Annotated in this window: 17 protein-coding genes and 7 pseudogenes; 12 read left to right on the top strand and 12 right to left on the bottom strand. The window is 60.8% G+C overall.

What is annotated here, in order from left to right; genetic code table 11:
- Positions 1-176: 176 nt before the first annotated feature.
- A pseudogene (locus GKE73_RS08165) lies at positions 177-2,107 on the top strand (propionate--CoA ligase).
- 96 nt (positions 2,108-2,203) lie between these two features.
- Here the strand turns inward: GKE73_RS08165 and GKE73_RS08155 are convergent.
- From GKE73_RS08155 to GKE73_RS08120, 10 genes and pseudogenes are all read right to left on the bottom strand, one after another.
- A pseudogene (locus tag GKE73_RS08155) lies at positions 2,204-2,589 on the bottom strand (DUF1987 domain-containing protein).
- A 9-nt stretch (positions 2,590-2,598) separates the two neighbouring features.
- Positions 2,599-3,108 carry a SiaB family protein kinase gene (locus GKE73_RS08150; RefSeq protein WP_230369689.1) on the bottom strand — a complete coding sequence of 170 codons (510 nt, stop codon included), beginning with the start codon at positions 3,106-3,108 and terminating at the stop codon, positions 2,599-2,601.
- Positions 3,109-3,209: 101 nt separating this feature from the next.
- Positions 3,210-3,698, bottom strand: coding sequence for a PP2C family protein-serine/threonine phosphatase (locus GKE73_RS08145; protein ID WP_312854403.1), 489 nt, complete (start codon positions 3,696-3,698; stop codon positions 3,210-3,212).
- Entirely contained in the window at positions 3,695-4,111 is a 417-nt protein-coding gene (locus tag GKE73_RS22985; RefSeq protein ID WP_312854402.1) for a CBS domain-containing protein, read from the bottom strand. The genes GKE73_RS08145 and GKE73_RS22985 overlap by 4 nt, the downstream gene beginning before the upstream one ends.
- Positions 4,112-4,119: 8 nt before the next feature.
- On the bottom strand, positions 4,120-4,452 hold the full coding sequence (locus GKE73_RS08140; RefSeq protein ID WP_230369688.1) for a CBS domain-containing protein: 333 nt from the start codon (positions 4,450-4,452) through the stop codon (positions 4,120-4,122).
- 111 nt (positions 4,453-4,563) lie between these two features.
- Positions 4,564-5,022, bottom strand: coding sequence for a methyl-accepting chemotaxis protein (locus GKE73_RS08135; protein WP_280954834.1), 459 nt, complete (start codon positions 5,020-5,022; stop codon positions 4,564-4,566).
- A 31-nt stretch (positions 5,023-5,053) separates the two neighbouring features.
- Positions 5,054-5,200, bottom strand: a pseudogene (locus tag GKE73_RS22980) (hypothetical protein); the annotation flags it as partial.
- An 89-nt stretch (positions 5,201-5,289) separates the two neighbouring features.
- Positions 5,290-5,760, bottom strand: a complete 471-nt coding sequence (locus tag GKE73_RS08130; protein WP_230369687.1) for a hypothetical protein — start codon at positions 5,758-5,760, stop codon at positions 5,290-5,292.
- 7 nt (positions 5,761-5,767) lie between these two features.
- Positions 5,768-6,208, bottom strand: coding sequence for a hypothetical protein (locus GKE73_RS08125; RefSeq protein WP_230369686.1), 441 nt, complete (start codon positions 6,206-6,208; stop codon positions 5,768-5,770).
- A 132-nt stretch (positions 6,209-6,340) separates the two neighbouring features.
- Complete coding sequence (locus GKE73_RS08120) at positions 6,341-6,922, bottom strand: DUF721 domain-containing protein (protein WP_230369685.1); 582 nt, start codon at positions 6,920-6,922, stop codon at positions 6,341-6,343.
- Between the two features lie 105 nt (positions 6,923-7,027).
- Here GKE73_RS08120 and secA point away from each other — a divergent pair.
- A pseudogene (gene secA, locus GKE73_RS08115) lies at positions 7,028-9,771 on the top strand (preprotein translocase subunit SecA).
- 57 nt (positions 9,772-9,828) lie between these two features.
- On the opposite strand, the gene GKE73_RS08110 reads toward secA, so the two are convergent.
- Both GKE73_RS08110 and GKE73_RS08105 read right to left on the bottom strand, forming a co-directional pair.
- Positions 9,829-10,518: a substrate-binding domain-containing protein gene (locus tag GKE73_RS08110; RefSeq protein ID WP_230369684.1), complete on the bottom strand. Its 690-nt coding sequence runs from the start codon at positions 10,516-10,518 to the stop codon at positions 9,829-9,831.
- Positions 10,509-10,805: a type 1 periplasmic-binding domain-containing protein gene (locus GKE73_RS08105; RefSeq protein WP_230369683.1), complete on the bottom strand. Its 297-nt coding sequence runs from the start codon at positions 10,803-10,805 to the stop codon at positions 10,509-10,511. Before GKE73_RS08105 ends, GKE73_RS08110 begins: the two co-directional genes overlap by 10 nt.
- 395 nt (positions 10,806-11,200) lie before the next feature.
- Here GKE73_RS08105 and GKE73_RS24670 point away from each other — a divergent pair, with 395 nt between their 5' ends.
- The 10 genes and pseudogenes from GKE73_RS24670 (at position 11,201) to GKE73_RS25505 (ending at position 16,961) form a co-directional block, all read left to right on the top strand.
- Positions 11,201-11,530, top strand: coding sequence for a Maf family protein (locus tag GKE73_RS24670; protein WP_312854401.1), 330 nt, complete (start codon positions 11,201-11,203; stop codon positions 11,528-11,530).
- On the top strand, positions 11,517-11,660 hold the full coding sequence (locus GKE73_RS24665; RefSeq protein WP_312854400.1) for a Maf family protein: 144 nt from the start codon (positions 11,517-11,519) through the stop codon (positions 11,658-11,660). Before GKE73_RS24670 ends, GKE73_RS24665 begins: the two co-directional genes overlap by 14 nt.
- Before the next feature lie 11 nt (positions 11,661-11,671).
- Positions 11,672-13,170: pseudogene (rng, locus tag GKE73_RS08095) on the top strand (ribonuclease G).
- 56 nt (positions 13,171-13,226) lie between these two features.
- A pseudogene (gene cysE, locus GKE73_RS08090) lies at positions 13,227-14,002 on the top strand (serine O-acetyltransferase).
- Positions 13,999-14,817, top strand: coding sequence for a hypothetical protein (locus GKE73_RS08085; protein WP_280954833.1), 819 nt, complete (start codon positions 13,999-14,001; stop codon positions 14,815-14,817). The pseudogene cysE and the gene GKE73_RS08085 overlap by 4 nt, the downstream one beginning before the upstream one ends.
- A gap of 59 nt (positions 14,818-14,876) precedes the next feature.
- Positions 14,877-15,083: a hypothetical protein gene (locus GKE73_RS25525; protein WP_376767304.1), complete on the top strand. Its 207-nt coding sequence runs from the start codon at positions 14,877-14,879 to the stop codon at positions 15,081-15,083.
- A pseudogene (locus tag GKE73_RS25520) lies at positions 14,992-15,549 on the top strand (UvrD-helicase domain-containing protein); the annotation flags it as partial. The gene GKE73_RS25525 and the pseudogene GKE73_RS25520, both read left to right, overlap by 92 nt.
- Positions 15,550-15,585: 36 nt before the next feature.
- Positions 15,586-16,128 carry a 3'-5' exonuclease gene (locus GKE73_RS25515; RefSeq protein ID WP_376767417.1) on the top strand — a complete coding sequence of 181 codons (543 nt, stop codon included), beginning with the start codon at positions 15,586-15,588 and terminating at the stop codon, positions 16,126-16,128.
- Positions 16,085-16,426: a hypothetical protein gene (locus GKE73_RS25510; protein WP_376767303.1), complete on the top strand. Its 342-nt coding sequence runs from the start codon at positions 16,085-16,087 to the stop codon at positions 16,424-16,426. Before GKE73_RS25515 ends, GKE73_RS25510 begins: the two co-directional genes overlap by 44 nt.
- A gap of 16 nt (positions 16,427-16,442) precedes the next feature.
- Positions 16,443-16,961 carry a 3'-5' exonuclease gene (locus GKE73_RS25505; protein ID WP_376767416.1) on the top strand — a complete coding sequence of 173 codons (519 nt, stop codon included), beginning with the start codon at positions 16,443-16,445 and terminating at the stop codon, positions 16,959-16,961.
- Positions 16,962-17,010 lie beyond the last annotated feature (49 nt).

The raw sequence follows: 17,010 nt of genomic DNA, 5'->3' as shown, positions 1-17,010 counted from the left end.
CCGGGCGGCTGTCCTTGTCGGCTAAGGGTTTGATGTCGCAGGGAGGATGGTGCGGCGGGTAAATAAACCAGCGATTGTGCAGGTGCAGGATTGACCCTGATATCAGAATGTGTTTTATTTTGTCAGACAAGCAGTTGCTTGGTAGGTTTTGGCAGTGACAGATAACAGGCAGCGCGATGACGCGGCCACCGGAGGAGACCTGCATGACCGCTTACCGCGATTTCTATCGCCAGTCCATTGATGCGCCCGATGAATTCTGGGGGCGTGAAGCTGGCCGCATTCATTGGCAGCAACCGTTCCAGCGCGTGCTGGCGTATGACAATCCGCCGTTCCGCCAGTGGTTTGTCGGCGGCGAGACCAACCTTTGCTATAACGCCGTGGACCGCCATCTGGCCGAGCGTGCCGATCAGCCCGCGCTGATCCATGTTTCCAGCGAAACCGGCAGCGAACGCAGTTACAGCTACCGTGAACTTCATGCCGAAGTGGCACGTTTTGCCGCCATCTTGCAGGCGCAGGGCGTGCAAAAGGGCGACCGCGTGCTGATCTACATGCCGATGATCCCGGAAGCGGTGTTTGCCATGCTGGCCACGGTACGGCTGGGGGCGATTCACTCCGTGGTGTTTGGCGGCTTTGCGTCGGCCAGCCTTGCCACGCGTATCGAAGATGCCGCGCCCAAGGTGCTGATTACCGCCGATGCCGGTTTGCGTGGCGGCAAGGTGATTGCCTACAAGCCGCTGGTGGACGAAGCGCTGGCGCTGGCTGGTGCGGCAGCGCCGGCGCGGGTGATTGTGGTCAACCGTGGCGTGGCCGAAGCTCCGATGATGAAGCCGGGGCGCGATCTGGATTACGCCACGCTGTGCCGCCATCATGAGAACGACCGGGCCGAGGTGCAGTGGGTGGAATCCAACCATCCCAGCTACATCCTGTATACCTCCGGCACCACCGGCAAGCCCAAGGGCATCCAGCGCGATACCGGCGGCTATGCCGTGGCGCTGGCGTCCACCATGGAATACATCTATGGCGGCAAACCGGGTGAAACCTTCTTCTGTTCGTCCGATATCGGCTGGGTGGTCGGCCATTCCTATATCGTCTACGCCCCGCTGATCAACGGCATGGCAACGCTGGTGTACGAAGGGCTGCCGATTCATCCCGATCCGGGCATCTGGTGGCAACTGGTGGAAAAATACCGCGTTACGGTGATGTTCTCCGCGCCCACGGCCCTGCGTGTGTTGAAGAAGCAAGATCCGGCTTACCTGCGCCGTTACGATCTATCCACCCTGCGGGCGCTGTTTCTGGCTGGCGAACCGCTGGATGAACCGACCGCCAGCTGGATCAGCAGCGAGCTGAAAGTACCGGTGCTGGACAATTACTGGCAGACCGAAACCGGCTGGCCGATGCTGACCGTGTGCAATGGCGTCGAGCCGCAGCCGACCAAGCTGGGCAGCCCCGGTTTGCCGGTGTATGGCTACAACGTCAAGTTGCTGGACGATGCCACCGGGGAAGAGGTGGCGCCGGGCGAAAAAGGCGTGATCGCGGTGATTCCGCCGCTGCCGCCGGGCTGCATGAGCACGGTGTGGGGGCAGGACGAGCGTTTTATCAGCACTTACTTCAGCCTGTTCAGCGACCGGCTGGTGTACTCGTCGTTTGACTGGGGGGTGCGTGACGACGACGGCTATTTCACCATCCTTGGCCGTACCGATGACGTGATCAACGTGGCGGGCCACCGGCTGGGGACGCGGGAAATTGAAGAGGCGGTGTCCGGCCACAGTGCCATTGCCGAAGTGGCGGTGGTGGGGGTGCACGATGCGCTCAAGGGCCGGTGCCGCAGGCGTTTGCCGTGGTGAAAGACCCGAAATTGCTGGCCGATGAGCAGCAGCGCCAGCAACTGGAAAAAGCGGTGATTGCGCAGGTGGCGGCGCAACTGGGGGCGATTGCCAACCCGGCGCGGGTGTATTTCGTCAACCAGTTGCCGAAAACCCGTTCCGGCAAGGTCTTGCGCCGCTCGATTCAGGCGTTGGCCGAAGGGCGTGATCCGGGCGACCTGACCACGCTGGATGATCCGAGCGGGCTGGAGCAGATCCGTCAGGCAGTGCAATCCGAGTCGTAATGTGTAAAGCGTGACTGAGCGTCACGATCGCGTTGGCCGCAAGCCTGTGCTTGCGGCCTTTTTGCGTGCCGGGGTTGGCCGAAAGCGTTGGCGGGCTTAGCCCACCAGCGCCGAGGGGTGAAAATCCAGCGCAGTGTAATCGTCGGCCACGTCCTGACCAAACTCCAGAATGGTGTCGTCGTCTTCGTCGTAGAACCAGTTGAGGGTGACATAGCAGCCGCGCACCGCCGCGTCGTTGAACAGCGCAAACAGCTCGAGCAGCACCTTGGTGCTGGAGCTGTTGAAATAGGCCAGCTGGATGTTGAGCGTGATGTGGCCGGACTGTTGTTGCGCCAGATAGCTGTTGATGGCGTCCAGAATCGGGCCGTAAAACGCCGGGCGTTTTCCGGGTAGCTTTCGCCGCGCAGGTTCAGCTCGTGGTTGTCAAAGCGGAAATCCACTTCCGGGGTGGCCGAGGTGGCGGAGATATACAGGTTTTGCATGGTGGTGTCTCAAATGGTGGCTTTGAGGTAGAAGGTGGTGAACGGGCCGGTGGGGCCGGTTTCGTCCACAAAATCGAATTCGATCGGTTCGCTGGCGTCGCGGGCCACGGTGAGAAAACCCAGCCCGGCGCCCTTGCTGCTGGCTTCGTTTTCGGCGCGCAGTTTTTGCTTGTACAGCGACTTGATGTCGTCGTTGGTCATCTCGCGCAGCGGTTCCAGTTTCTGGCGGATGCGCTCGGCACCGTCGTGGCTGATCGGGTTGGCGCAGACCACATAGAAGCGGCCGTCGCGCTCGCCCACCCAGAGCGAGCCGCGGCGGATTTCCTGGTCGCGGCTGCTATCGGAGGTGAGGTGTTCGGCCGAGTAGTGCACCACGTTCTGTGCCATTTCCACGAAGATGGAAAACAGCTTGCGCCGTGCCACGTTGCTGGCGTCGACGCTGTTGATGCGCAGCCGCAGCGCATCGCCCATGGCGGTGACGATGCTCTGCGAGAAGTAGCCGGTGTAGTAGAACACCACGTTTTCCGGCAGGCGAGTTCCTGAAAATGATGAAAGGCGCTCAAACGCATAGATTCATGTTCCTGCTGCGGGGGGCCGTTTTCGGCCAACCCCGGATGGTGTTAAGCCAGATGCACGCCAAACAGGCTGACGTCGTCGCGGCGGCTGTTGTCGCCCTGCCATTTGAGGAAGGCGTCGATCAGGCTGACGCGCTGTTGCGCCATCGGCTGGTGGCGGTGTTTGAGAATCTGTTCCTTCAGCCGCTTCTTGCCGTAGCAGATGCGCTTGGGGCCACCGATCTGGTCGATGATGCCGTCGGTGCTGATGTACAGCCGGGTGCCGGGTTTGAGCTTGATGGTGCGGTTGTCCCAGCGGTAGTCGAGCGGGGTGCCGACATAGCCGACGCCTTTCTTGTTGCCATCCAGCGTGTGCACTTCGTCGGCGCCTTGTTCCAGCAGGAAGATCGGGGTCTTGGCCCCGGCGTAGGTCAGTTTTAAGCTCTGGTAGTCGAACCAGCAGAAGGCGCCGTCCATGCCGTCGTCCGAATGCAGTTCGCGGTTGTCGTCCTCGGCCGTGTCTTCACTGGAAATCTGCCCCAGTGATTCTTTCACCGGCAGTTGATGGCAGTCAGCAGTTCGGCCGGGTTGTGCAGGTCATGCGTGGTGAGCACCTGTTTTAGCGCCGAGGCCATAATCAGCGTCATGAACGCGCCGGGCACACCGTGGCCGGTACAGTCGATCACCGCAATGAAGAAGCCATCATCGCGTTTGACGAAGTAGTAATAATCGCCGCCCACCACATCGCGTGGCGCCCACACCATGAAGTAGTCGTCGAAGGTGGCGGCCATGTCGCGGCGTGAGCTTTGCAGGAACGATTGCTGGATCACGCTGGCGTAGTTGATGCTCTCCATCATCTGCCGATGCTTTTCCGCCTGCTGGTTGGCCAGCGCCTGCATCAGCGAAACGCCTTGCCCCATGTAAGCGTAGCTGCCGTCCATGGTGATGATGAAGCCGTCCGACAGCACTTTTTCGCTTAAGCATTGAGCGCCAGAAACGACAACTCGGTGATCGGCGTCTGGTAATCCACCACCAGCGGGTTGGCGTTCATGAAGGCGGTGCACGACTTGCGGCCAAAGATTTCGCGGTGGAACGGCCGCGCCAGCGTGCTCATGAAGGTATTGCGGTTGATGATGCCAACAGTCCGGGTGTTGTCCACCACCGGGATGTTGGCCAATGCCTCATTCTGGGTAAACAGCTCCAGCACGTGGTAATTGGTGTCGTCGGACGTGACGGTGGGCGGGCACTCCAGCAGGTGTCCGGCTACCGGGCTGTGGTGGCCCGCAATCGGGGCTGAATCAAGCGGCATGAAAAACTCCGGCCATAACAAATATGAGCCGGAGTCTAGGTTTGGGCCATGAAGCTTGCGTTACACGGCGATTAAATTTCTCTTAATCGGTAACGAATACGTTCACGATTGTTAATGAGTTTTGAACAGACTGACCGCTTCGGCCAACTCGTGCGCATGGCCTTTCAGCTGGTCGGCGGCGCTGGCGGTGCTGTCCACGGTGGACTGGTTGGCCTCGGTCATGTTGGCCACCACCTCAATGCCCTGTGCCATGTCGCGCATGGCGTGCTGTTGTTCCTGTAGCGCCTGCACCACGCCCTGAATGTGCTGGGTGATGCGGTCGGTGTTTTCGCGGATGCCACTGATGGCGCTGCTGGCCGAATGGGTTTGCTCCACGCCGCGCAGCGAAGCATCGACACTGTGCTGCATGACGTTGACCACCGCATCCATGCCGTGACGGATGGTGTCGATCTGGTCGGAAATCTCCACCGTGGCCGAGCCGGTGCGTTCGGCCAACTTGCGCACCTCGTCCGCCACCACGGCAAAGCCACGGCCGGTTTCGCTCAGCCCGCGCGGCTTCGATGGCGGCATTCAGCGCCAGCAGGTTGGTCTGGTCGGCAATCTCGTGAATGGTACGGGTGATGTTGGCGATCTGGTCGGTCTGGCGATTGAGCGCTTCCACCGCCTTGGCCGCTTCACCGATGTGGTCGGCAATGCCGCGAATGTCGGCGGCCGTGTGGTGAATCAGGGCTTCGCAATCGCCCACCATCTGGTAGGCGCTGTCTGCCTCCTGACCCACCTCGGCGCTTTGCGTGCCCAGTTGTTCGATGCTCTGGAAAATTTCCTCCACCGATGCCGTCATGTCGCGCGTGGCATCGTTCTGTGCCTGTGTGCTGTGCTGCATGCTGTGCGAGGTGTCGGACAACACGCTGGCGCTGCCATCCAGCTCCAGCGACAGGGTGCGGATGTTGCCGGTGACCTGGCGCAACTGCTCCTGCATGTTGGCCGGGCTTCCAGCAGGCTGCCCGGACGGCTGGGAATACGCTGGGTCAGGTCGCCCGCCGCAATGCGGTTGGCCATGTCGACCGCCAGTGCCGGTTCGCCACCGAGCATGCCAAAAACCCGGCGATACAACAGCACTCCACCGCCCAGTACCAGTAGCACCAGTACGACGCTGACGGTCATGACGATCGCGCGCAGCCGGTGGATGTTTGCCATGTTGGTGTCGATGCTGGCCTGCGTCGAGGTCTTGACCTTGTCCATCAGGTGGTTCACCTGCTTGGTCAGCGCTTCGGCGCGGTCATCAAAGCCGCTGCCCGGCTGTTTCATCAGCACATTAAGCCTCGCGCCCCTGGCTGATATAGGTTTCAGCCATGGTTTTGCCCACCTGATAAAACTGCTGCGATAGCTCGCCAACCTTATGGCTATCCTGCGCCAGATCGGGCGCTATGGTGGCGATTTGTTGCAGGTTTTGTTGCAACGCCGCGTAGTGCTCGGCAGCATCCTTGAAGCCGTCGCGGTCGCCAGTGGCGCTGGCATCAGTCAGGAACTGCTGAATTTGCACTACGTGAAAGCGCGCATCTGCCATGTTGCCGCTCAACGTCTGGGTTAGCTGGTGTTCCGCCTCGTCGCTGGCAATGATGTGGTTCAGGCTAAATAGTGTGATGACTGCCAGCGCCAGCAACAGGGTGGTAACAATCAGGTTGAAACCGATCAGCAGTGGTCTGAGACGACGAGGGGAAATAGACGGCATGCAGGAATCTTTACGTATAAACACTTAATTTTCCAGCATTACCGATAGACCAGCAACGTCTATTTGGTATTAAGAATGTAGCGATTTTGAATAACGGATTTATCTGTCAAAACCCATGATGATTGCGTGGCCAGACCGGCGGCCAGCCGGGCACGATCACTTGCGGTGATGGGCGATCAGCCGGGCCAGCGCCCGGCTTACCAGCGGATTGCTGACGCTGCTGGCGGCCTGTTCCATGCCGTCGAGCGCGGCCTCGCTGATGTTGAGGGTTTTCTCTTTCACCGGCTTGGGCAGGTTGATGGCCACCTTGACGCGCAGTTGCCGTGCCACGAAGCCCTGACGTGCCAGTTGCGGCAACAGCCCCGGCCCGATCAGGCGCAGGCGCGCGGCCACCGTGCCGTTGTCGGCAAAGACCACCAGTTCGTCGTCGCGGATGCGGACGGCGCGGCAGTGCTCGGCCAGCGCAGCGGGCAGCAGGGCATGAAACGCCCGCCCCAGCGCCATCAATTGCTGGGCTTCGGCCGTCAGGCGTGCCAAGGTGCTGTCCTGGCGGGTGATGTCGTTAAAACGGCGTCCGGCCATGGTGGGTATCACGATAGAGAAAAGACAGCGCCGATTGTACCGAATCCGTCCGGCTTGCGTCGGATCGGTCGTTTCGGCCAACCTTTGGGTAACATTCCGGCCGCTGCCGCGTTGGATATAACGACGCGCAACAACGCCCCGGCATGAGCTTTCCATGGCGGTCTCTTGATGCAGCGCACGCTTGTCCCCATAACCTTGGTTCTGGATGTGCTACACTTTTCACCATTTTTCCGGCTCGTCCGGCCTCTGGATTCTGCATAAATGATTTCCACGCTACTCAAAAAAGTCTTTGGCAGCCGTAATGACCGGCTCCTGAAACAGTATCGTCAGGTTGTGGCACGCATCAATGCCTTGGAAGAAGGCATGAAGGCGCTGTCTGACGAAGCACTGGCGGGCAAGACCGCCGAGTTCAAAGAACGCCTGTCCAAAGGTGAGTCGCTGGATGACATCCTGCCCGAAGCCTTTGCCGTCTGCCGCGAGGCCAGCCGCCGCGTGCTGGGCATGCGTCACTTCGACGTACAGCTGCTTGGCGGCATGGTGCTGCACCACGGCAAGATTGCCGAAATGCGTACCGGTGAAGGTAAAACCCTGGTGGGTACGCTGCCGGTTTACCTCAACGCCCTCACCGGCAACGGTGTGCACGTGGTGACGGTCAACGATTACCTGGGCCAGCCGCGATGCCTGAAGCATCATGGCCAAGCTGTACAACTTCCTTGGACTGTCGGTCGGCGTGAACCTGTCGCAGATGGAGCACGAGGAAAAACAGGCCGCCTACGCCTGCGATATCACCTACGGCACCAACAACGAGTTCGGCTTCGACTACCTGCGCGACAACATGGTGTTCACCAACGACGAGAAGGTGCAGCGCAAGCTGGCCTACGCCGTGGTCGATGAAGTGGACTCCATCCTGATCGACGAAGCGCGGACCCCGCTGATCATCTCCGGCCCGGCCGATGACAACATCGACATGTACCAGCGCATGAACGTGGTGCCGTCAATGCTGACCCGTCAGGAAACCGAAGAAGGCGAAGGCGATTACTGGGTGGACGAAAAAGCCCATACCGTCATGCTGTCTGAAGCCGGTCACGAGCACAGCGAAGACATCCTCACCCGTCTGGGCATGTTGGCCGAAGGCGACAGTCTCTACTCCGCCACCAACATCACCCTGATGCACCACCTGATGGCCGCCCTGCGCGCCCACGCGCTGTACCACAAGGACCAGCATTACGTGGTGCAGGATGGTGAAGTGATCATCGTCGACGAATTCACCGGCCGCCTGATGGCTTAGCCGTCGCTGGTCGGAAGGCCTGCATCAGGCCGTGGAAGCCAAGGAAGGCGTGGAGATCAACCGCGAAAACCAGACGCTGGCCTCCATCACCTTCCAGAACTACTTCCGCCTGTACGGCAAACTGTCCGGCATGACCGGTACGGCCGATACCGAAGCCTACGAATTCCAGAGCATTTACGGCCTCGGAAACCGTGGTCATCCCGACCAACCGTCCGATGATCCGCAAGGACGCGCAGGACAAGGTGTACCGCTCTGCCCGCGAGAAGTACAACGCCATCCTGGCCGACATCAAGGATTGCCATGATCGCGGCCAGCCGGTTCTGGTTGGTACCACCAGTATCGAAAACTCCGAACTGATCGCCGAACTGCTGACACAGGCCAAACTGCCGCATAACGTGCTCAACGCCAAGGAACATGCGCGTGAAGCCGATATCGTCGTGCAGGCCGGTCGCCCGGGCGTGATCACCGTCGCTACCAACATGGCCGGTCGGGGTACCGACATCGTGCTGGGCGGTAACCCGGAGCCGGAAATCAAGGCGGTGGAAGCCGACGACAGCCTGTCGGACGAGCAAAAAGCCGCCCGCGTCGAACAGATCCGCACCGAGTGGAGTCAGCGCCACGATGCCGTACTGGCAGCGGGTGGTTTGCATATCATCGGTACCGAGCGCCACGAATCGCGCCGTATCGACAACCAGCTGCGTGGCCGTGCTTAAGCCGCCGGGGTGACCCGGGTTCCTCCCGCTTCTACCTGTGTCTGGAAGACCCGCTGTTGCGTATTTTTGCTTCCGAGCGCGTTGCCGCCATCATGGACCGCCTGAAAATGCCGGAAGGCGAAGCGATCGAACACCCGTGGGTGTCGCGTTCCATCGAAAACGCCCAGCGCAAGGTGGAAGGCCGCAACTTCGATATCCGCAAACAGTTGCTGGAATACGATGACGTGGCCAACGATCAGCGCAAGGTGATCTACCAGCAGCGTAACGAAATCCTCAACGAGGAAGACGTGTCGGATGTGGTGGTCAACATGCGCGAAGGCGTGGTCTCCGATCTGGTTGACCTCTATCTGCCGCCGGATTCGATGGAAGAGCAGTGGGATGTACCGGGTCTGGAAAAAGCGCTGGAAACCGAGTTCCTGCTGGAAGCACCGGTGGCTGGCTGGCTCAAGGCCGAACCGACGCTGGATATTCCGGAAGTCAAACAACGCATCATGCAACTGGCCAAACAAAGCTATCAGGCCAAGGTGGATCTGGCGGGCGAGCTTACGATGCGCCAGTTTGAGCGCGGTTTGGTGTTGCAGATGCTCGACAACCACTGGCGTGAGCACCTGTCGGCCATGGACCATCTGCGTCAGGGTATCCATCTGCGCGGCTATGCCCAGAAAAACCCGAAACAGGAATACAAGCGCGAAGCCTTCGAGCTGTTTGCCGACATGCTGGAGCGCATCAAGCGTAGCGTGGTCGCCGTGCTGATGACGGTGCAGATCCGCAATCAGGAAGATGTGGAGGCGCTGGAACAGCAGTTTGACGAGGAATACGAGGAAGTGGCTGACGACGTGGCATTGCAGCACGACGAGCCGACCTCGGCGTTGGGTGATGACGACGAGGACAATGCATACTCGCCGGAAGCTCTGGCGGCGCGCGGCCTGCGCGTTGGCCGCAACGATCCTTGCCCGTGCGGCAGTGGCAACAAGTACAAGCAGTGCCACGGCCGACTGGACTGAGCCGTTTCCCACCCCACTGGGGCACGCTGTATAAAGCCGGTCTGCTGACCGGCTTTTTTACTGGCTTTTTGCGCCGGAAGCGTTGCTGTTATCTGGCTGATATTGCTGCAGAAAGCGAAGTACCTCAGTCTGGTGCAAGGTGGAGGTGGTCAGCACCCGCGCTGGCACCGTGACGCGCTTGGGAATGGTTTTGCCTGCCAGCCGATCGAGCAACAGGTGGGTGGCAAGGTAGCCCATCTGGTAGGCATCCTGCACGACCAGTGCGTCTATTTGTCCGTTTTCCAGTGCTTGCTGAAATTCCGGGCGGTAATCCACGCCCACCAGCCGTGGGCGCTGGATAGCGGGCAGTGTGGGCAGGGCGAGATACGCGGCCTGGGTGGTGAGTTCGTTGGGTGTGAAGATGGCCTTGACCGGCTGGCGCAGCAGCGAGTCATAAATGATCTGGCGTGCCCGGCGCACATCGGCCCCCAGATAGCGGTCTATGCTGATGACAAAGCCCAGTCGTTGCGCTTCCTCGGCAAAGCCGGTTTCGCGTTGCCGTGTGGTAGGCACGTTGGCATCCAGCCGGAACAGCGCGAGGCGACTGCCCGGCGGTATGCGGCCAGCCAGCGCCCGCGCGGCCTGTAAGCCTACCTCGACATTATCGGTAGCGACCAGCGCTGCAGAGGCAAATTGTCGGCTGTCGCGGTCAACCAGTACGACAGGTATCGGCAGAACCACGGGAGCCGGTGCATTGATCAGCGGCATGGGGGCGAGCACAAGGCAATGCCTTTGTCGACAAAGTTGTTGATCATGCGCAGTTGCGCCAGCTCTTGCACGTTGCTGTCGCTGTCGTCTTGCGGCGCGCGCACAAATACCGTGCGGCCCGCCTCGCGCCCGGCCTGCTCGATGCCATGTTGTACGGCCATCCAGAACGCATAGCGTGAGTTCCCGGCGAGTACCCCGGCGATGGAAGGTGATGTGGCGTGTGCGCTTCCGGCTAACAGGGCGGTGGCGAGCAGTAATTGCCTGATGAAGAGTAATAGCTGATTCATGCGGTTGCCTCCTTAGCCGATACGTCTGGTGTAGGTTTTCTATGAATATAGAATAATAGTAACGAGTTTGTTGCATGGCCGATGGCGGGTCGCTCTGGTAATCTTGCAACTAACCGAAAACATGCGCTGGCAGATCGTCGTGCTGCCGTTCGCGTAGCGGTGACCAAGTAGAATCCCCCTGTTTTTCATGTGGTTTTTCCTTGTGCCCACTCTAGCGGCGGTCGGCGAGCGTATTCCCTTGCAAAATAAAGACAACACCATGACGGCAAACGAAAATCGGATTTACCTGGCGTCGGGTAGCCCGCGCCTAACGGGAAATCCTGCAGCAACTCGGACTCAATCTGGAACGTATCCACGCGGATATCGATGAATCGGTACTGCCCGGCGAGGCGGCGGTGGCGTATACCGAACGCCCTGGCGCAGGCCAAGGCGGCGGCGGGCTGGAAAGTGGTGACCGAGTGCGGCTTGCCGTCGCGTCCGTTACTGGCGGCGGATACCACGGTGGTGCTGGCTGGCGAAATCTTTGGCAAGCCGACGCCGAAGACGCCCGGCGCATGCTCAGGGCTTTTTCCGGCCGCCAGCATCAGGTGGTGACCAGCGTGGCGGTGCGTCAGGGGGACAAGGTTTGTCTGAAAACGTCAGTGACCGACGTTACCTTCCGCCAACTGACGGATCTCGACATCCAACGCTATCTGGATACCGGCGAGCCGTATGACAAGGCTTAACGCCTATGGCATTCAGGGCCGGGCGGCGGTGTTCATCGAGAGCATCCACGGCAGTTATACCGGGGTGGTGGGCCTGCCGGTGTTTGAAACCGCGGCACTGTTGGCCGAATTTGGCTTTATCTTTCCCTGAGGCGCCTGACCATGATGCATCAATCCATTCCGCTGCCGCGCGATCTGCCGCGGCCGCAAGAACAAATTCTGGTCAACATCACGCCGCAGGAAACCCGCGTCGCGGTGCTGGAAGACGCCATCGTGCAGGAGTTGCACGTGGAGCGCGCGGCCAGCCGCGGTATTGTCGGCAACATCTATCTGGGGCAGGTGAAACGCGTCTTGCCGGGGATGCAGAGCGCCTTTATTGAGATTGGCCTGGAGCGGGCGGCATTTTTGCACATTGCCGATGTGCTGGAACAGCGCCAGCACCCGACCGAGCCACAGCGTATCGAAAAGATGCTGTTTGAAGGCCAGACCGTGCTGGTGCAGGTGATCAAGGACCCGATCAGTACCAAGGGCGCGCGCTTGTCCACCCAGATCAGTCTGGCCGGGCGTTTTCTGGTGCATCTGCCGCAGGAAGAACACATCGGCATTTCGCAGAAGATCGAGCTGGAAGCCGATCGTCTGGGCTTGAAAACGCGGTTGGAAAAGCTGCTGCCGGAAGGCACGCCGCGCGGTTACATCATCCGCACCAGTGCCGAAACTGCCTCCGATGAGGCCTTGCAGGCCGATATCGAGTACCTGTCCAAGCTGTGGGCGGATATCAAGCACAAATCGCAGCACTTGGCTTAAGACAGAGCCTGCTGTATGAAGACTTGCCGCTGGCGGTACGGGTGTTGCGCGACATGGTGAGCGATCACACCGACCGCATCATCGTCGACTCCACGGAAAACTACGGCAAGATGGTGGAATTTGCCGAGCAGTATGTGCAGTCGGCAGTGGACAAGATCGAGCGTTACAGCGGCGAGCGGCCGTTGTTTGAGTTGCACGGCATCGAAAACGAGATCGACAAGGCGCTGGCGCGGCGGGTGAACCTGAAGTTTGGTGGCTACCTGATCATTGACCAGACCGAGGCGATGACCACCATCGACGTCAATACCGGCGGCTTTGTCGGCAATCGTAATTTTGACGAAACCATCTTCAAGACCAATCTGGAGGCCACCCAGTCGATTGCGCGCCAGCTGCGTTTGCGCAATCTGGGCGGCATCATCATTGTCGACTTCATCGACATGGACAATGACGAACATCAGACCGCCGTGTTGGCCGAACTGGCCAAGGCGCTGGCGCGCGACCGCACGCGGGTGACGCTCAATGGCTTTACCAGCCTGGGTCTGGTGGAGATCACGCGCAAGCGCACGCGCGAGAGTCTGGCACACGTGCTGTGCGAGCCGTGTCCGATCTGTCAGGGCCGCGGCGAGATCAAGACGGCGCAGACGGTGTGTTACGAGATTCAGCGCGAGATCGTGCGCGAGGCGCGTCAGTTCGATGCCAAGGGCTTCCGCATTCTCGCTTCGCAGCCGGTGATCGACATGTTCCTCGACGAGGAATCGCAAAGTCTGGCCATGCTGGTGGATTTCATCGGTAAGCCGGTGTCGCTGTCGGTGGAATCGACCTACCCGCAGGAACAGTTTGACGTGGTGCTGCTGTAAGCCACCACGGAATTTTGCCCCGCGGCCGTTTGTCGGCGGGGCCTTGGAGTCGAAGCATGACTGATACAAACGGCGATGCCCTGTGGCTGGCCATTTTGCAGGAAGCGGAACAAGCGGCACGTGACGAGCCGCTGTTGGCCAGCTTCCTGCACATGACGGTATTGCGTCACGTCACGCTGGAAGACGTGCTGGCGTTTCATTTGTCCAGCAAGCTGGCTAGCCCGGTGATGGATGCGCGTGCGTTGATGGAGCTGTTCCGCGAGGCGCTGGCCGCCGATCCGAGCATCAGCATTGCCGCGCGCGCCGATATCCGCGCCTGTTTTGACCGCGACCCGGCGTGCGACAGCTATTCCACGCCCTTGCTGTATTTCAAGGGCTACCATGCCATTCAAAGCCAGCGCATCACCCACTGGCTGTGGCGGCAACAGCGCTACACGCTGGCGCTGTTCCTGCAAAACCGCATTTCCGAAGTGACCGGCGCGGATATCCACCCGGCGGCGCTGCTGGGGCAGGGCGTGATGCTGGACCATGGCACCGGCATCGTGGTGGGCGAAACCGCCATCATCGGCAACAACGTGTCGATTCTGCACGGCGTGACGCTGGGCGGCTCCGGCAAAGAACGTGGCGACCGCCACCCCAAGATCGGCGACGGTGTGATGATTGGCGCCGGGGCGGCGGTGCTGGGTAACCTGCGCGTCGGTGCCTGCGCCAAGATCGGTGCTAAGCAGCGTGGTGCTGGAAGATGTGCCTATACCACGGTGGTAAGTAAGCGCGCGTCGTGGCGCAGTCCTGTGCCGGTACGCCGGCGCTGGATATGGATCAGCGGGTATGACGGCGTTCGGCCAACCCTTGCTGGTGCTGGCGGCGGCCGTGGATGTGCCGACGCCGCTGCCCGATGGGTGCGAATGTCTGGTCTTGCACGAGGATTTTTCCATTGGCCCGCTGCAGGACGCCGATGCCATCGATGCGCAATGGCGCACCAGCTGGTGGAACCAGCTGCATTGGGCGCAACGCTGGCAACCGGATGCCGACGAGCGTTGGCTGCATGACTACTGGCGCGCGCGCAAACGCTTGTTGCAGGCGCTGGCTGCGCGGCAGACCTTGTGGGTACGGCAACCGCAAAGCGCCGGTGACTGGCTGCTGTTGGCCATGTTGGCCGAACAACAGCACGCGCCAGCACAACTGTATCTGCTTGACCCGGCGACGGCGCAACCCCGCCTGCTGGCCCCGGACGAGCGCACCGTGCTGATTAGCGGCTGGCAGTATTGGCGTCAGCACGCCGACGGGTTGCGCCGCTGGCAGGATGGCGTCGTGGTGGAATTGCTTACCAACGCGCTGGATCATGCCGTGCTGGCAGCCTTGCTTAAGCACAGGGGGAAATGTCGTTGCCACAGCTGGCTGCCGCATTGCAGCCGCATTGGTAAACGCTGCTGCCTGCCGCCCGGCTGGCGTGGCGCGTGCAGCAGTTGGCCGCTGCCGGGCAGCTGGCGTGCCGTTACCCGGATGTGGCGACGATGCCATGGCTGGCACGCTGCCCGTCCGTGGCGCTCGGCGAGTAACCGCGCCTTGCCGCGCCGCGCCGTGGCAGCGCGGCGCTGGTGTAGAATCGGGGTTTTCATGCTCCAAATGTCCCGCCATGAGTGCTGATCTGCTAGCCTGAACCCTGAACAACTACGCGCCGTCACCGGCCCGCGCGCTCGGCGCTGGTGCTGGCCGGTGCCGGTAGCGGCAAGACCCGCGTGTTGATCACCCGTATTGCCTCGGCTGATTTCCACCGGCCAGATCGGCCCGGCCGGAGTGTTGGCTGTCACCTTTACCAACAAAGCCGCGCGCGAAATGCAGACGCGGCTGGCGGCGATGATTCCGGTCAACGTGCGCACCATGTGGATCGGCACCTTCCATGGCCTGTGTAACCGCTTTTTGCGTGCGCACTATCGCGATGCCGGTTTGCCACAAACCTTCCAGATTCTTGATTCCGGCGATCAGCAGGCGGCGATCAAACGCTTGCTGAAAAGCCCGGAGCTTTCCGACGAAAAATTCCCGCCGCGCGCGGTGCAGTCGTTTATCAACGGCAACAAGGAAGCGTGCGCGCCGACCGCCTGCCGCCCGCGCTGACACCTTACGAAGCCAAGTTGGCCGAACTGTATGCCGCCTACGACGCCCAGTCTAAGCAGCGAAGGCGTGGTGGATTTTGCCGAACTGCTGCTGCGCAGTTACGAGCTGCTGTCAGCCAACCAGGCCCTGCGCGAGCATTACTGCAGCCGCTTCCGCCATATTCTGGTGGACGAATTTCAGGATACCAACCGGCTGCAATACGCCTGGCTCAAGCTGCTGGCGGGCGAGCATAACGCCGTATTTGCCGTGGGCGATGACGACCAGTCGATCTACGCTTTCCGCGGCGCCGAGGTCGGCAACATGCGGGCGCTGCTACAGGATTTTAATGTGGCCGAACCGGTGCGGCTGGAGCAGAACTACCGCTCGGTGGGCACCATCCTTGCCGCAGCGAATGCGCTGATCGAAAAGAACGACGGAAGCTTGGGCAAAAACCTGTGGACCGATGCCGGTGAGGGTGAGGCGATCCGCCTGTACGAAGCCTATTCCGATGGCGACGAGGCGCAATTCATCGTCGACGAGGCGCGGGCGTTGCAGCGCGAAGGCTTCAACCTGTCGGACATGGCGGTGTTATACCGTTCCAATGCCCAGTCGCGCGTGCTCGAGCATGTGCTGGTCAACAGCCTAAGCGTGCCTTATCGCATCTATGGCGGATTGCGCTTTTTCGAGCGGCAGGAAATCAAGCACGCCTTGGCCTATCTGCGGCTGGTGGCTAATCCGGCCGACGACAACGCGTTGTTGCGGGTGATCAACGTGCAAGCGGCGTGGCATCGGTGCCCGCACGGTGGAAGGCTTGCAGGCGGTGAGCCGCGAACAGGGCGTCAGCCTGTGGCAGGCGGCATGTAGCGGCGGCGGTGGCCGTACCGCCGCCAAGCTGGGTGAATTCGTGCGCCTGATCGAACGTCTGCAGCAGCGTTGTGAAACCCTGACGTTGGCCGAAACCATCAGTCTGGTGATAGACGATTCCGGCCTGCGCGCCATGTACGAGCAGGACAAGAAAGACGGCGAGGAGCGCCTCTCCAACCTAGACGAACTCGTCAGCGCTGCCGCTGGCTTCCTGCCTGATCAGCCGGAGATGGCGGTGGTGGAATTCCTCGCTGCCGCCAGCCTGGAAGCGGGCGAGCGGCAGGCCGAAGCGGCATGAAGACGCCTTGCAACTGATGACCGTGCACGCGGCCAAGGGGCTGGAGTTCGACGCGGTGTTCGTATCCGGACTGGAAGAAGGGCTGTTCCCGCACGAAAACAGCATGAACGACCGCAAGGGGCTGGAAGAAGAGCGGCGCCTGATGTACGTGGCAGTCACGCGCGCGCGCAAACGTCTCTACCTGTCCAGCGCGCAAAGCCGCATGCTGCATGGCCAAAGCCGCTATCCGATCCGCTCGCGCTTTGTCGACGAGATTCCGGCCGAACTGCTGCACCCGCTCTCTGCCACGGTGAAACCGGCCTTCCGGGGCAACACCACGGCACCGTGGCTGGCGGCAGCCAGTGCCGATGCCAGCCGTCAGGTGGCCAGCACGAGCGGGTTCCGCATCGGTCAGTCGGTGGCGCACGCCAAATTTGGCAGCGGGGTGGTGATCAATGCCGAAGGTAGCGGCGATGATATCCGTTTACAGATCAATTTTGCCGAACACGGGGTCAAGTGGCTGGATTTGCGCTATGCCAAATTGACCGCGTGCTGAACAACAGTGCGTGACATAACTGACGGTTTGCCTGACGATAGCGAGCATG

The organism is Paludibacterium denitrificans, assembly GCF_009707705.1.
GTDB lineage: Bacteria > Pseudomonadota > Gammaproteobacteria > Burkholderiales > Chromobacteriaceae > Paludibacterium_A > Paludibacterium_A denitrificans.
Note: the sequence above shows the minus strand (reverse complement) of the source record. Positions and strands in the feature narration are given on the sequence as shown.